This is a genomic window from Tenacibaculum sp. 190524A02b (assembly GCF_964036645.1).
GTDB lineage: Bacteria > Bacteroidota > Bacteroidia > Flavobacteriales > Flavobacteriaceae > Polaribacter > Polaribacter vairaonense.
The window spans coordinates 908429-924067 of the sequence record NZ_OZ038525.1 but is presented as its reverse complement, the minus strand read 5'-3'; the positions used below and the strand labels follow the sequence as shown (position 1 = coordinate 924067).

General features: G+C 30.5%; 11 protein-coding genes. 7 read left to right on the top strand and 4 right to left on the bottom strand.

Annotated elements, in window-relative coordinates; genetic code table 11:
• Positions 1-11 precede the first annotated feature (11 nt).
• The 3 genes from ABNT65_RS03735 (at position 12) to ABNT65_RS03725 (ending at position 3315) form a co-directional block, all read left to right on the top strand.
• Entirely contained in the window at positions 12-1091 is a 1080-nt protein-coding gene (locus tag ABNT65_RS03735) for a hypothetical protein (RefSeq protein WP_348738110.1), read from the top strand.
• Positions 1092-1095: 4 nt separating this feature from the next.
• The gene (locus tag ABNT65_RS03730) at positions 1096-1812 is read left to right on the top strand and encodes a hypothetical protein (RefSeq protein WP_348747206.1); all 717 of its coding nucleotides are present in this window, start codon (positions 1096-1098) and stop codon (positions 1810-1812) included.
• 339 nt (positions 1813-2151) lie between these two features.
• Positions 2152-3315 carry a gliding motility-associated C-terminal domain-containing protein gene (locus ABNT65_RS03725; RefSeq protein ID WP_348747205.1) on the top strand — a complete coding sequence of 388 codons (1164 nt, stop codon included), beginning with the start codon at positions 2152-2154 and terminating at the stop codon, positions 3313-3315.
• Positions 3316-3367: 52 nt separating this feature from the next.
• Here ABNT65_RS03725 and ABNT65_RS03720 read toward each other — a convergent pair whose 3' ends face one another.
• Both ABNT65_RS03720 and ABNT65_RS03715 read right to left on the bottom strand, forming a co-directional pair.
• Positions 3368-5110, bottom strand: coding sequence for a tetratricopeptide repeat-containing sensor histidine kinase (locus ABNT65_RS03720; RefSeq protein ID WP_348747204.1), 1743 nt, complete (start codon positions 5108-5110; stop codon positions 3368-3370).
• Positions 5100-5621, bottom strand: coding sequence for a hypothetical protein (locus tag ABNT65_RS03715; protein WP_348738105.1), 522 nt, complete (start codon positions 5619-5621; stop codon positions 5100-5102). Before ABNT65_RS03715 ends, ABNT65_RS03720 begins: the two co-directional genes overlap by 11 nt.
• 203 nt (positions 5622-5824) lie before the next feature.
• Here ABNT65_RS03715 and ABNT65_RS03710 point away from each other — a divergent pair, with 203 nt between their 5' ends.
• Positions 5825-6781 (top strand): helix-turn-helix domain-containing GNAT family N-acetyltransferase, encoded by a 957-nt coding sequence (locus ABNT65_RS03710; protein ID WP_348702870.1) that lies wholly within the window; start codon positions 5825-5827, stop codon positions 6779-6781.
• Positions 6782-6969: 188 nt separating this feature from the next.
• Here ABNT65_RS03710 and ABNT65_RS03705 read toward each other — a convergent pair whose 3' ends face one another.
• Entirely contained in the window at positions 6970-8604 is a 1635-nt protein-coding gene (locus ABNT65_RS03705) for an isocitrate lyase (protein WP_348747203.1), read from the bottom strand.
• A gap of 87 nt (positions 8605-8691) precedes the next feature.
• Positions 8692-10287, bottom strand: coding sequence for a malate synthase A (gene aceB, locus ABNT65_RS03700; RefSeq protein WP_348747202.1), 1596 nt, complete (start codon positions 10285-10287; stop codon positions 8692-8694).
• 109 nt (positions 10288-10396) lie between these two features.
• Between aceB and ABNT65_RS03695 the strand changes: the two genes are divergently transcribed.
• From ABNT65_RS03695 to ABNT65_RS03685, 3 genes are all read left to right on the top strand, one after another.
• A complete protein-coding gene (locus ABNT65_RS03695; RefSeq protein ID WP_348747201.1) occupies positions 10397-11899 on the top strand; it encodes a helix-turn-helix domain-containing protein in 1503 nt (500 codons plus the stop codon).
• 76 nt (positions 11900-11975) lie between these two features.
• The gene (locus tag ABNT65_RS03690) at positions 11976-13604 is read left to right on the top strand and encodes an acyl-CoA carboxylase subunit beta (RefSeq protein WP_348702874.1); all 1629 of its coding nucleotides are present in this window, start codon (positions 11976-11978) and stop codon (positions 13602-13604) included.
• Positions 13605-13632: 28 nt separating this feature from the next.
• The gene (locus ABNT65_RS03685) at positions 13633-15630 is read left to right on the top strand and encodes a DUF3352 domain-containing protein (protein ID WP_348747200.1); all 1998 of its coding nucleotides are present in this window, start codon (positions 13633-13635) and stop codon (positions 15628-15630) included.
• Positions 15631-15639: the final 9 nt, after the last annotated feature.

Below are 15639 nucleotides of genomic sequence, written 5' to 3'. Positions count from 1 at the left end.
AACTACAGTATATGAAGAAAATATTACTTTCAATTTTAACATTTATTTGTACAAACTATTCAGTACAAAGTCAATTAGACGCTGGCTCTGTTATGGGAATACCGTCAGTAACAACCAATATAAACATGTTTTCTATAACCGGTGCTCAAGAAGGATCTTTACTTTATAATACTGAACAAAAAGGTTTATTTATTTTCAATGGTACAACATGGATTTCCACTAGCGGAACTAATTGGTTAACAACAGGTAACTCTGGCCTAACTAGTACTAACTTCCTTGGTACTATTGATGACATAAAAATGGAAATAAGATCTAACAACTTACCTATTCTTGAATTTGGTAGAAGAGAAACACTAGGCTTGTATCAAAATTTCCCTGACTATACAGATAATGATCAACCTTTAGTTCATTTAAATGGTAATGGAAATGTAGCGGCCTTACAATTTGCCGCTTCGGGAGCTTCCTTTTATAAACCTATGTTTTTTACTACTACTAATGGTAGCTTTAGACTAAAAGGAAGTACTGGAGGAACCGATCTATTTGAAATTGGCTCTGGTGGTCCAGCTAATGATGGTCGTTTAGAATTTATTATTGGAGATGATGGAGCCGAACCTATCATTTTTAAAAGATACGATTATAGAAATGGACAATTTCATAAAGAGCTTTTCAGAGTTCAAGGAAGCAATAATACAGCTTCAGCTAAAACAAGATTTGGTATTAATATAAACACCTCAGAAGTACCAGTAGACAGTGATTATGACGATTCTCAGGCTAGCTTTAATATTGCCAATTCAACACTTCAAGTAGAAGGTTCTATTTCTAAATCTATTTTAAGACTTAATGGAACTGGTAACTTTACACTAACAGAAGATCATTTCACTATAATATTATTAAGTAATCAAACTATTGTATTACCTACAGCTAATACCTGTACTGGTAGAATTTATGTTATAAAAAACATATCTGGTGCTAATAGAACAATATCAACCTATGTAAACCAAAATAATGCTAATGCTACTAGAATAAATAGCAATAGAACATTATGGGTTCAAAGCGATGGTGTTGTATGGCAACAAATATTTAGATTTTAAATCAATGAGAAAATTTCCCCTAACAATTATTATTATTTTATTTTTTAACTTAATAGCTAAAGCTCAAGTTGATGAAATGTCTTTAATGGGAGTAGCTAAGGCAACAACTACAGAACTAAATAATATAAGTTCTCCTGAAATAGGAAGTTTAGCTTTTGACACTGTTAAAGATAGATTAGTCGAATACACATCTTCTGGTTGGAGAGAAATGTTAACTGATCAAAATGTGTATGTTAGCTTTTTCATTATTAATGCTCCTGGTGGCACTACAGCTACCTCTTTTAATCATATAGAAAATATGCTCCCCTTCCAACCTTCTCAAATTACATTTAAAGCTCATGCAAATATTGAAGCTTTTAATATCAATTCAGCAGGTTCAGCAGGGTTAAATACCGCTACATTGCAAAATGCATTTGGTACAACACATGGTTTTGCAAGACAAGATACTAGTTCTATAACCCAAGCCACCATATATATTGGAGGAAGCGGAAGCTCTATCAATTCTATTTCAAGATATTCTTCCAATACACAATGTATTGGATTAAGATATGGTAACCAAAATGCACAAAATTTAGGTACCATAACAGCCTCTCTATCTACTTTTGATAGTAATGGATTTACTTTAAATGTAAGTTATGGGCTTGGTTCTTCTGGAAATACCAATAGAGATAATGATATATTAAATGAAAGCTTAGTAGTTCTCTACACAGCCTACAAGTAAACATTAATACACTAAAAATCATCACATTATTATTTTTTAATCTATTTTTGCAAACTTTAAACTTGTATAATTATTATTAATAGTGACCTATAATTTAAAGCAAAAAATAAAAAAACATGTAAATAACGCTATTTAACGACAGCTTAACGGTAGTTATTTGCTATTTATCGAAACATAATCAAAAAAACTCAAAAGTTTAAATACTTTTGAACTGTAACCAAATAATGATAAAACAATGAAACTAATAAATAATTTAAAATATTGTTGACGTAAAACAACATTTTGATTTTTGAATGTAATATTAAATAATAAAGAATTATAAACAAATACGGGGGTATTATGAAAAATTTTTTATCTATATTGATAATGGTAACCCTTATGCCATTTTCAAACAATGCACAAACAGCATTTCATAATTTTGGTAACGTTAAGTTACATGAAAATGCAAATATTGGATTTCACACAGATTTTATTAATGATGGATCATTAGACAATGACAATCTAGGCTTAGCTGGCTTTTACAGTGATAGCGAATTAAGAGCTATTTCAGGTGATAATAGAGCTGTTTTCCATAACTTAGAAATAGATGCTTTAAATGACGTAGAGCTACACACTTCTATAGGTGTTACTAACGAAATGAGTTTTGTAAATGGTAGAATATACACCCCAAGAAACCTAATTGATGTTTCTTTAGATTATATTAATCATCAGTTATATGTTGGAGAAGATAATTTAAGGTATGTTGATGGATATGCTTCAGTTCTAAATCAAGGAGAATTTATTTTTCCTATTGGTGATGATAATAGATTAAGGCCAATGATTCTTCCTTCTGAAAACACAAACAACTCATATAAAGGCGCTTATTATTTTAATAACCCTAATACACCTCCAACTCACTTTACAGAGCAATTTACAACTACAGAAAAACAAGTTTTTTTAAATAATATAAGTAATCATGAATTTTGGGATTTAGATGGAGCAAAGCCTACTAAAATTACACTTACATGGGATGATAAAAGTCAAATTAACACAATTAGTGAAAGTATTCAATTTTTAAGAGTTGTAGGATGGAGTAAAATTGAAGGTAGATGGATTGATCTTGGAAGAAGTTCCGTAGAGGGTACAAATACAACTGGTAAACTTACATCTAATGAATTTGTTCCTGATGATTATACAATCATAACTTTTGGCTCTGAATTCCCTGATGGAGAACTAGCTGACATGAACTTAATATTTACACCTAATGGGGATAATGTAAATCAAACATTAGTATTTGAAGGATTGGAACAATACAAAAACAATAACCTTGAGATATTTAATAGATGGGGAAACATTGTATATGAAACTGATAATTACAAAAACAATTGGGAAGGAAAATCTAACGGAAGAGTTACTGTAGATGGAGATAATAACTTACCTGTAGGTACCTATTTCTATGTGTTAAAACTTGGAAACGATTCTTTAAGTAAAACTCAAAAAGGTTGGGTGTACATTCAACGATAATTTCAAAAATATAAATATTATTAAACGATGAATTAAAAAAAATTCATCGTTTTTATATTGGAATACTAGGCAGAAGAATTGTTATTTTCGTCCCCTTACCTACTTCACTTTCAAAAACAAGAGAACCTTGATTCTTTTTAATCAAGGTTTGGCAAAGTAACAATCCTAATCCAACACCTTTTGAGCGATCTATTTTATCAATACTTAAATTTTGTAAAGCATTAATTTTTTCCAATCGTTTTGGAGAAATTCCCATTCCAGTATCTTCAATGCTTATAAAAGCTATGCTATCAGAATGTATTCCAGTATTTACTGCAATGTTTCCAGATTCTCCCATATATTTTACGGCATTATCTATAAGGTTACGGATTACAATTTTTATAGACTCCTTATCTACCTTTACCAAATTATTTTCTAAACTAGAAGTTAACTCAATACCCTTTGCTTCTAATAGAGAAACATAATCGTGTAAAACATGCTCCACTAAAGGACGTAAAGCATACTCTTTGGTCTCAAATAATAATTGGTTACTTTGTTCTAAGGACCAATGCAACACATTATTTAATAAATGACTGGTACTTTCAGTAACAGCAATTGCCGTCTCAGAAACTTCTCTTATGGCAGATAAATCCTCATTTTGTACATGCTTTCTTAAAGTTTCATGCTGATATTTTATTGTATTAATTGGAGAACGTAAATCATGTGAAACCACAGAGAAAAGATAGTTTTTGGTTTTATTAGCCACATCCAAATCCTCCTTTTGTTTTGTTATCAGTTTATTTTTCTTTTTAAGCTTTCTATAAAAGAAACCTAATCCTCCTATAAATAATAATAACCCAGAAGCTCCAGCTAACAAACTATTCTGTACAACTTTTTGACGCTTCAACTTTTCTTCTTGTAACGCTATTTCTTGTTGTTTTTGTGCTAAAGCTAATTTTTTGTCACGCTCAGTTAACTCCCAAATACGATCTCTATTCCAAATAGAATCTTTCCATTTGTTATACTCTCTATAATAAGCTACACTTTCTTTATAACGCTTTCTATTGCGCTCCACCACTGCCATGTTTTTCGAAGTATCTTCTTTCAGTTGAAGATTTGAAAAAGATTTAGCTAACTCATAAGCTTCCTCAAATAATGGAATAGCTTCATCGTCTAGATACTGGTTATAGTATACATTGGCCAATTCCATTTTTGCTCTAATCAAAGAAGCAGTATCTTTTTTTTGAATTAAATTTAACTCTTTTTTAAAGTATTTTTTAGCTCTACCATATTGTTTTTTATGAATATAGCAAAGTGCTAAATTATGATATGACGCTTTTCTTAATTTTAAGGTTGTACTTGAGCTGTTTTTATTCCACTTTTCATAATAAAAAATTGATTCATCATATTTTTTAAGACTCAAATAAACTCTTCCTAATTTATGTAGCTTTAAACTACTCATCTCCTCATTTTCAGAAATTGCCAAAAAACTACTTAAAGCTTTTTTATAGAGCTTTTTTCTAACAGCGGAAGTACCTTGAATATAATTCAATATATCATTTTCTTCTTCGTTAAAACTTTCTAAAAGTGATCTATTACTATATGCATAGCATGAATCATACTCTTCATTTTTGTAAAAGTTAATAGACTTACAGAATGATTTTTTTTTATTCTTTAAACATAGTCTATCTGCTTTATTTAAGAGTAATTCTAAATCTAAATTAACTTTTTCATTTTGCCCATGTCCTTTGAAAAACATAAATAATAACAAAAAAGTTAATTTAGATATAGAAAAGTTATTTATACTAATCACCATCCACAGGAGAAGTTACTGTTCCTCTATCCGTTTCAGGATCATCGTCTTTGTCACGTACTAAAATTGCATCTACTGGAAGTGTTTTGTCATCTAATAAATACTCAAATTGAATATAATACAAATCGTAAGCATCAAATTGCGTTTCATTACAACTATACTCTACTAAAAAGTTTCTACAATCTACCAATTGTCGGTTTTTATTTCTATCGGTAGTAGTTACCACTTCTACACCATCGTAATTTAAAAACAACTCAAAATTGGCAGGTAGTTGTAATCCTGATCTGTTTTTTACAGATCCGAAGCCTCCTTCTGGATTTGATGGTACATAAGCTAATACGGTTACCGTATAAGGCGTATCTGTTGTTCCTTCTAAATCAGACACATTTACTAAAGGGCCAGTTGGTTTGTTTTCTTTTGGAATGTTCGCTTGCTGAAATTGCTTAAAATCTTTCAATGTTAATGTAATTCCATTAACACTTACAGTTTCGTTTAACGTAGTTGATTCTGCCATATTTTTTTGGTTTGGGTTAGACATAAAACTCAAATTTACAATAAAAAATGAATTAATAAATGCTTTTGTTAAATCTAGGTAATAATTTGGGATTCTTGTTTTAAATAGTACTACCAAACAACATTATTGTTATTTTTTTATTGAGTTAGTAAAAATCGAAACAAAATACATAATCACTTATATAAATTATTATATTTGCAATTATGATAGATGTATTAACAGGAATTGGCGAGCTGGGAATGGGCTCTAGATTAAAAAGAGTTAGTGAATATATGATGCGTGAAACACAGATAGTTTACAATGCTTATAATATAGACTTTGATCCATACCTATTCCCTACTTTTAAAATTATAATGAATAAAAAAGGGGTTACCAACAGTGAAATTAAACATAGTTTAAAAACTTCCCAACCTGCAGTAACTCAAACATTAAATAAGTTATTAAAACGAAAACTAATCTTTTTAAAAGAAGACAAAGAGGATAAAAGAAAAAAAATAATTTTTCTTTCCGAAGAAGGAAAACTACTAGTTGAAAAAGTTACTCCTATTTGGAAAAGTATAGAAACAGTGGTTAAAAATTATACCGCTATATCTTCAAATTCTCTAATAGAGCACTTAAATATACTCGAAGAGAAATTTAATACTAAAAATTTTAGCACTGCAATACTAGAACATATACAAATGACAAAGGGAACTAATACCATTGAAATAATAAGCTATGAAAATACACACGCACAGCATTTTTATAATTTGAATATAGAGTGGCTGAAAACATTTTTTTATGTTGAACCATATGACGAAGAAGTTTTGAGCAAGCCTAAGGAATATATTATAAATAAAGGAGGCTTTATATTCTTTGCTAAAAGAGATAACCATATTGTTGGTACTGTAGCCTTGATGCCTAAAGATGATACTTTTGAGCTCACAAAAATGGCTGTTTCTCCAAAATATAGAGGACACAAAATTGGACAACAACTAATGCAGCACTGTATTAATTTTGCAAGAGAAAATGATTTTCCAAGTTTAATATTATACTCTAGTAAAAAATTAGAAAATGCCATTTATATATATCGAAAATATGGTTTTATTGAAGTTCCAGTTGAGCCTAACTGTCCATATATCAGATGTGATATTAAAATGAAATTAAATCTAAATACATAATACCCGCTATTCAAACACTCTAAAAAACGAACTCCATTCTTATAATTTGAATGGAGTTCAACTTCAAAATAATATACATTTATTACTTACAATAAATACTATATTCTTTCTTTGATACTATTTAACTACTTAGCCTATGGTAAAAAGAAATTCTTCCTACAATATATTAGAGCATTTTATCTTAAAAATTATGCCATTACTGGTTTTCCATTTGGAGTTTTTTTAATTTTCTTTTCAGAAGTTTCAAACTGATTTGACGTGTTTTTTGCTCCTCCTGCTTTCAATGCATTATCACCTGCAAAAAACGTTTTATGGTCGTCACCTAAATCAGAACCTGCCATTCGCTGATGTTTTACACAAGATACTCCTTTACGAATTTCTTGACGTTGAACACCTTGAACATAAGCTAACATTCCATTTTCTCCAAAATATCCTTCTGTTAAATCATTCATATGAAGTGCTGTAGTATGATACGTTGGTAAGGTAATTAAATGATGAAAAATCCCTGCATCTCTCGCTCCATCAACTTGAAAAGTTCTAATTTTTTCATCTGCTCTTCTACATAACTCAGAACCATCATATTTAGCATCCATTAAATTATTTCTATCATAGAAAGCCATATCTTGCCCTTCTTTTAACATGGTATCATATACCTGACTTCTAAAATTCAATGTCCAATTAAAAGATGGTGAATTATTATAAACTAATTTTGCATTTGGAACTACTTCTCTAACCCTATTAACCATATGTGCTATTTGCCCTACATGTGGTGTTGGTGTTTCAATCCATAGTAAATCTGCACCATTTTGCAAACTTGTAATACAATCCAACACTACCCTATCAATATTAGAACCTTCTTTAAATTTATACAATCCGTTAGCCAATCGTATAGGACGCACTAGTTTTCCTTCTCTTTTTAATAGCACTTCATTATTATTCACTTCCTCTATGTTAACTTCCTCACAAGCCACAAAATCCAAATATTTTGAAGCTAAATCTCCAGGTTCTTTACTTACTGGTAATTTTTGAGTCAATCCTGCACCTTCAGAATCGGTTCTAGCCACAATAATTCCATTGTCCACTCCCAGTTCTAAAAAAGCATATCTAATTGCGTTTAGTTTAGCTATAAAATCTTCATGCGGTACCGTTACCTTACCATCTTGATGTCCACATTGTTTAGCATCAGATACCTGATTTTCTATCTGAATAGCACAAGCTCCAGCTTCAATCATTTTTTTAGCTAGTAAATAAGTCGCCTCTTCATTTCCAAAACCAGCATCAATATCTGCAATAATAGGTACAACATGCGTTTCAAAATTAGCTATTTCATCTTGTACATTTTCTCCATTTTCAAGTCTTCTAAATAAATCATTCAATTCAATTGCATCCGCCTGTCGTAAAAAACTGTATATCTCTTCAATAAGTGCTGGAACAGCCACTTTTTCATGCATAGATTGATCAGGAAGTGGTCCAAACTCAGAACGCAAAGCAGCAACCATCCATCCAGACAAGTACAAGTATTTTTTGTCAGTTGTCTTGTAATGTTTTTTTACCGCAATCATTTTCTGTTGCGCTACAAAACCGTGCCAACAGCCTAATGATTGCGTATAGTTAGAAGGGTTCTTATCATAATCTGCCATATCCTTTCTCATAATACCTGCAGTATATTTGGCTATATCCAATCCTGTTTTAAAACGGTTTTGAGCCATCATTCTAGCTGCATTTTCTGGAGCAATTGCATTCCAAGTACTTCCGTACTTTTCTTTAAGGTTTCTTACAGTTTCTAGTGCAGAACTATAACTAGTTTGTGCTATATTTTTCATAATTTTGCAAATGATTATACATTATTAATTTAATTGATAATTGTAATAGCCCTGTAAATGTTGCCGCATTTGAGGGCTTTTGTTTTTTTATAAATGTGAATATGCTGGTAAAGTTAAGAACTCAACAAACTCTTCCGTTAACACTAAGCTATCAAACAATTCAATAGCCAGTTTAAATTTACCTTGTTCAAAACGTTCTTTACCTATCAATCCTTTTATTTTATAAATTTCTTCCTCTTTTAAGGTATTGTATAGTTCTTTTGTTAAAACTCGTCCATCTTCTAAACTTGCACATTTATGCAACCATTGCCATACTTGTGTTCTAGAAATTTCAGCCGTAGCGGCATCTTCCATTAAATTGTACAATGCAGCAGCTCCATTCCCCATTAACCAACTTTCGATGTATAAAATTCCAACATTAATATTTTGACGAATTCCTTCTTCTGTAATAGTTCCTTTAGGTTGTTCTACTAAATGTTCTTCCGTAATATGTAATGCTTCCAACTTTCTATCTAATTGATTTGCTTTTGGCATATAAGTATTAAAAATATCCATTGCCACTGATACCAATGCCGGATGCGCTACCCAAGTACCATCATGCCCATTCTTCACCTCGTTTTCTTTGTCTTTTTTAACTTTCTCAAAAGCTAAATAGTTAGCTTCTTCATTATTTTTAATAGGAATTTGAGCCGCCATTCCTCCCATTGCATGCACACCCCTTTTATGGCAATGTTGAATAACCTTTAAAGAATACGCTTTCATAAATGGTGTTTGCATGGTTACTTGACTTCTGTTTGGAACTAAAAAGTCTTTATGATTTCTAAACTTTTTGATATAGGAAAAAATATAATCCCAACGTCCGCAGTTTAAACCAGCCATATGATCTTTGAGTTCAAAAATGATTTCGTCCAACTGAAAACTAGCTGTAATGGTTTCAATTAAAACTGTTGCTTTAATTGTTTTTTGTGGAATGCTTAAATATTCTTGAGCAAATACAAATACTTCATTCCACCAACGTGCTTCTAAATAATGCTCTAATTTTGGTAAATAGAAATATGTAGCTGAGTTTTGTTCTAGTAATCTTTTAATGTTATGGAAAAAGTACAACCCAAAGTCTACTAAAGAAGCACTCATTAATGTCCCGTTAACTTCTATATGCTTCTCCTCTAAATGCAAACCTCTTGGGCGTACTAATAAAACCGCCGTATCTCCATGCAGTTTATACTCTTTATTCTTTTTATGATCATAAAAAGAAATCGTTTTATTTACAGCATCTTTTAAATTAATCTGTCCGTTTAACATATTTTGGATAGATGGGGAACTACTATCTTCAAAGTCAGCCATAAATGTTTTTGCTCCCGAGTTCAGAGCATTAATAATCATTTTTCTATCTACAGGTCCAGTAATTTCTACTCTTCTGTCTAATAAATCTTCAGGTAAAGGTTCACAAACCCAATCTCCATTTCTAACATCTCCTGTTTCTTCTGGAAAGTTTGGAAAATTTCCAGCGTCAAAATATGCTTGATAGATCTTTCTATCCTCTAATAAAGCGATCCTTTTTTTATTAAACTCATTATGTAAGGCTACTAAAAAACGTAACGCTTCTTCTGTTAAAATACCAGAATAGTTTTCTGATTCAAAACCTTTTAAATTAATTTCTGTAGATAGTGTTATTGCATCCATGATTATCGTATTAAAGTTTGACACTACAATGTTATAAAATATTTTTGAACTCCACAAGCGAACGTTCGCTATTTTTTAAAAGTTTTTAAATTTTAATAATTCGCTAAACATGTTTATCTTTGATTTTATGCATATAGAAGATGAATACATTCGTTTAATTTTTGGACTGAAACTCAAGCAAATACGTACAGACAAGAAACTTTCATTATTTGGTTTAGCCAAACTAACAGGATTGTCAAAATCTTATTTAAATGAAATAGAAAAAGGAAAAAAGTATCCTAAAACTGATAAAATAGCTATATTATCTGATTGCTTAGATGTTCCTTATGATCATATGGTTTCTTTAAAACTAGATAAAAACCTAGCCCCTATTGGAGAGATCTTAAAATCTAAAATTTTAAAAGAAATTCCTTTAGATTTATTTGGTATACAGGAAAAAAACTTGATAGATATAATTGCAAACGCTCCTGCCAAGGTCAATGCTTTTATAAGTACCATCATTAAAATAGCTCAAAATTATAATCTAACTAGAGAAAGCTTTTTTTTAGCGTCCTTACGTTCTTATCAAGAAGCACATAACAACTATTTTGATGAGATTGAAGCTCAGGTTGAAGAATTTGCTAAGGCGTATCATATTAATCTTGAAAATAAAGTCAGTGCTAATGATTTAGAAGAAATTTTAATTGAAGAATTTAATTATATCATCAATACAGAAGAACTTTCTAAACATACAAACCTAGTAGAGATAAGAAATATTTACATTCCTAATAAAAACATTTTACTAATTGGGAAGGATATTTCTGAAGCACAAAAAACATTTATTTACGCTAAAGAAATTGCTTATAATTTTCTAAAAATAGAACATCGACTGTATACTTTCCCTTGGGTGAAGTTTGACAGTTTTGAGCAGGTTTTAAATAATTTTATAGCTTCTTATTTTGCTGGGGCACTTATTATTCCTAAAAAAGATTTAGTTAACGAGTTAAAAATATTTTTTAAGAATGAAACATGGAATACTGAAGTTTTTCACCAAATAATGCAACGTTATAATTGTTCTGCTGAATCATTTTACCAACGTTTGACGAATATACTTCCTAAGTTTTTTCATATTAAAAACTTATTTTTTTTACGATTTACGCATAAGGTTAACTCGCCAAAATACAAACTCACTAAAGAGCTACACATTACTCAACAGCAAACACCACATGCAAACAGAAACAATGAGCATTATTGTAGAAGATGGGTATCTATAAACTCAATAAAAGAGCTAGAACAGCACAAAAGTAATTCTTCATTTGGTATTCAAATATCTTCTTATGATAATTCTGCCAATGAATATTTAGTATTATCCTCTGCAACTCCTGATCCTTTTAAAAAAGAATTAAACAGGAGTATTTCTATTGGTATGCTTTTATCTCCTCATTTAAAAAAGAACTTAAAGTTTAGTAACGACCTTAATCTTACAAACCAAAAAGTAGGCATTACCTGTGAAACCTGTACAATTAACAATTGCGAAGAAAGAGTTGCTGAACCATGGAAAATTGAAAGGCAAAAACAACATGATGCTATTGCCAATGCGGTAGAAGAAATATTAAACACTTATTCTTCATAACTCATTAACACAACCATTGAACATTATAGCCTAATTTATTATTTTAGCAATCGCTTACAAACAACGATAACTTTATATGGACCTTACCTTTAATAAAAACGAAGATCATAATAAACTTTTAGCATCCGATTTAAAAAGAAAATTAGCCAAAGTAAAATTGGGTGGTGGACAAAAACGCATTGACAAATTACATGAAAAAGGAAAAATGACTGCTCGTGAGCGTATTGATTATTTATTAGATGATACTAAAGATTCTATTGAAATTGGCGCTTTTGCTGGAGAAGATATGTACCAAGAACATGGTGGCTGTCCATCTGGTGGTGTAGTTGTTAAAATGGGATATGTTCAAGGAAAACAATGTATTGTTGTAGCAAATGATGCTACTGTTAAAGCTGGAGCTTGGTTTCCTATTACTGGAAAAAAGAATTTACGTGCTCAAGAAATTGCTATAGAAAATAGATTGCCAATTATCTATTTAGTAGATTCCGCAGGTGTTTACTTACCTATGCAAGATGAAATATTCCCTGATAAAGAACATTTTGGAAGAATTTTTAGAAACAATGCTGTAATGAGTAGTATGGGAATTACCCAGATAGCTGCTGTTATGGGAAGTTGTGTTGCTGGTGGTGCGTACCTTCCAATTATGAGTGATGAAGCTTTAATTGTTGATAAAACGGGAAGTATATTTTTAGCAGGAAGCTACTTAGTTAAGGCTGCTATTGGAGAAACTATTGATAATGAAACTTTAGGTGGCGCAACTACACATTGTGAAATATCTGGTGTAACTGACTACAAAGCCAAAGATGATAGAGATGCTTTAGATACTATTAAAAATATAGTAGATAAAATTGGAGATTATGACAAAGCTGGTTTTAACAGAAAGGACGCTTTTCCTCCAAAAGAAAAAGAAGATGATATTTTTGGCATCCTTCCAAAAGCACGTCATGAACAATATGACATGCTTGAAATTATAAAAAGATTGGTAGATAATTCTGAATTTGAACAATATAAAGAAGGTTACGGACAAACTATTATAACGGGTTATGCTCGTATTGATGGTTGGGCTGTAGGAATTGTTGCTAATCAACGAAAACTGGTAAAAACTAAAAAAGGAGAAATGCAATTTGGTGGTGTTATTTACAATGACTCTGCCGATAAAGCTACTCGATTTATAGCCAACTGTAATCAAAAGAAAATTCCTTTAGTATTTTTACAAGATGTAACTGGATTTATGGTAGGAAGTAAATCTGAACATGGTGGCATTATTAAAGATGGCGCTAAAATGGTAAATGCTGTAAGTAACTCTGTGGTTCCAAAATTTACTATTGTTATAGGAAACTCATACGGTGCAGGAAATTACGCTATGTGTGGAAAAGCTTACGATCCTAGACTTATTGCTGCTTGGCCTAGTGCTGAATTAGCAGTTATGAGTGGCGCATCTGCTGCTAAAGTATTACTTCAAATAGAAACTGCTTCTTTAAAGAAAAAAGGAGAAGAAATTACTCCTGAAAAAGAGAAGGAACTGTTTGACAAAATAAAATCTAGATACGACAAACAAATTTCTCCATATTATGCAGCGGCTAGAATATGGACGGATGCTGTAATAAATCCTTTAGACACTAGAAAATGGATTTCTATGGGAATAGAAGCTGCTGACCACGCTCCTATTGAAAAACCTTTTAACTTAGGCGTTATACAAGTTTAACAACTAACCATAAAACACATCATCAGGAATGAGAAAAAAACTTATTACTGGAGTTAGTATTTTAATACTGGCTTTTTTAGCTTATCAGGTATATCTTTTTACTACAGCTAGTGAAGACAACATTAATCCTATTTACTTAATTCCTGATGATGCAGTTTTTATTGTTGATACGGAAAGACCTATTGATACTTGGGATGAAGTTAGTAATAGTAATATTTGGAAGCATCTTCAAAAAAACAATTATTTTAGTAAAGTAACAGAAAACTTAAACAACTTAGATAAAACATTTAAAGAGGAAAAAGACTTGGTTGATTTAGTTGGTGAGCGTGATTTACTAATCTCAATTCATGTATATAAGCCTAAAAGCTATGGTCTATTTTATGTATTAGATCTTCAAAAACTATCTAAACTTCGTTTTTTAAAAAATTCTATTGCTAAATTAGCTGGTGATAACTTTAAAGTTACCAAAAGACAATACAAAGAGCATGAAATAACAGAGTTATACGATAAAAAAAAACGTGAAACCTTATACCTTGCCTTTATAAAAAATCAGTTGATAGCTTCTTATACACATGTATTAGTAGAAAAATCTATTGAGCAATATACAAACCCTGTAATTGGAAGGGATGTAAATTTTGTTGAAATTAACAAAGAAACTCCTGAAGATGGTTTTTTCAAACTTTTTGTGCAATACAAATACTTAAAAAAATATTTATCTTGTTTTTCAAATAAAGTAAATTCAAATGCATTAAATACTATAGAAAAAACTTGGTTATATTCTGGCTTTGATATCGGTTTAAAAGAAAGCACCATAGTTCAGGCAGAAGGATTTACCAATTTTGATTTATCTTCAGAAAGCTACCTACGTGCTTTACAAAAATCTGGTAAAGGTAAACGAAGTATTGCCAAAATTGCACCTAAAAATACGGCATTGTATTTAAGTTTTGCTTTTGATAGCTTTGAAGAGTTTCATGAAAATTTTGAAGAAATTAAAGAAGAAAACTTTAAAAATTTTGAAACCTATACACAGCAAGTTGAGGCCATTGAAAATCGTTTAGACATTAATTTAAAAGAACATGTTTTTAGTTGGATTGGTACTGAAATTGCCCTACTACATATTAATGATGCTATCTCTAAAAAACAAAAAGATGTTGCTGTTGTTTTAAAAGCCAACGATATTGATAACGCTAAGAAAAACCTACAATTTCTATTAAACCAAATAAAAGAGAAAACACCTTTAAAGTTCAAACAGATTAATTACAAAAATCATGAGATTAATTTTTTAGATCTTAAAGGTTTCTTTAAAATATTAGCTGGTAATTTATTTGAAAAAATGGAAAAACCATACTTTACAATTATAGATGAATATGTAATATTTAGCAATAGTCCAAACACATTAAAAGAAATTATTAATACACAATTAATTGGTTATACCTTAGCTTCTAGTCAGAAATTTTTAGAGTTCAATGACCAGTTTGATGACAAAACCAGCTTATTTGCTTACATAAATACGCCTTATGTATATGAAGATTTACTAAGCTTTACCGATCGAAAAACGCGTACTCAAATCCATAAAAATAAAGACTACATTATTTCTTTTTCTCAAGTAGGTTTGCAATTAGTTTCTGAAGGCACACATTTTGAAAACTACTTAGCACTAACCTATGAAAACCCTATTAACCTTAGAAAAGAATTAACTGCTGATAAAAACCTAAAAAATAAATTGCTAAAAGAATTAAAAAAGAAAAAAGATACCACTTTGGTAATGACTGAAGAGAATGTTTTTATACTACCCGAAATATTTCCTACAGATTTAAGCGCTTCTGAGTTTATAAAAAAATACGAAGATGGTAAGGTTAAGTTTGAGGTTGAACTAAAAAACGGATTGAAACATGGTGATTACACTGAGTATTATAAAAACGGACAAACCAAAATAACTGGTAAATTTAAAAAAGGAGTTCAAGTAGGCACATGGAAAGCTTACAAAGAAGAAGATGGTGAACTCTTATTCAAAAAACGATTTTAATTGTAAAAC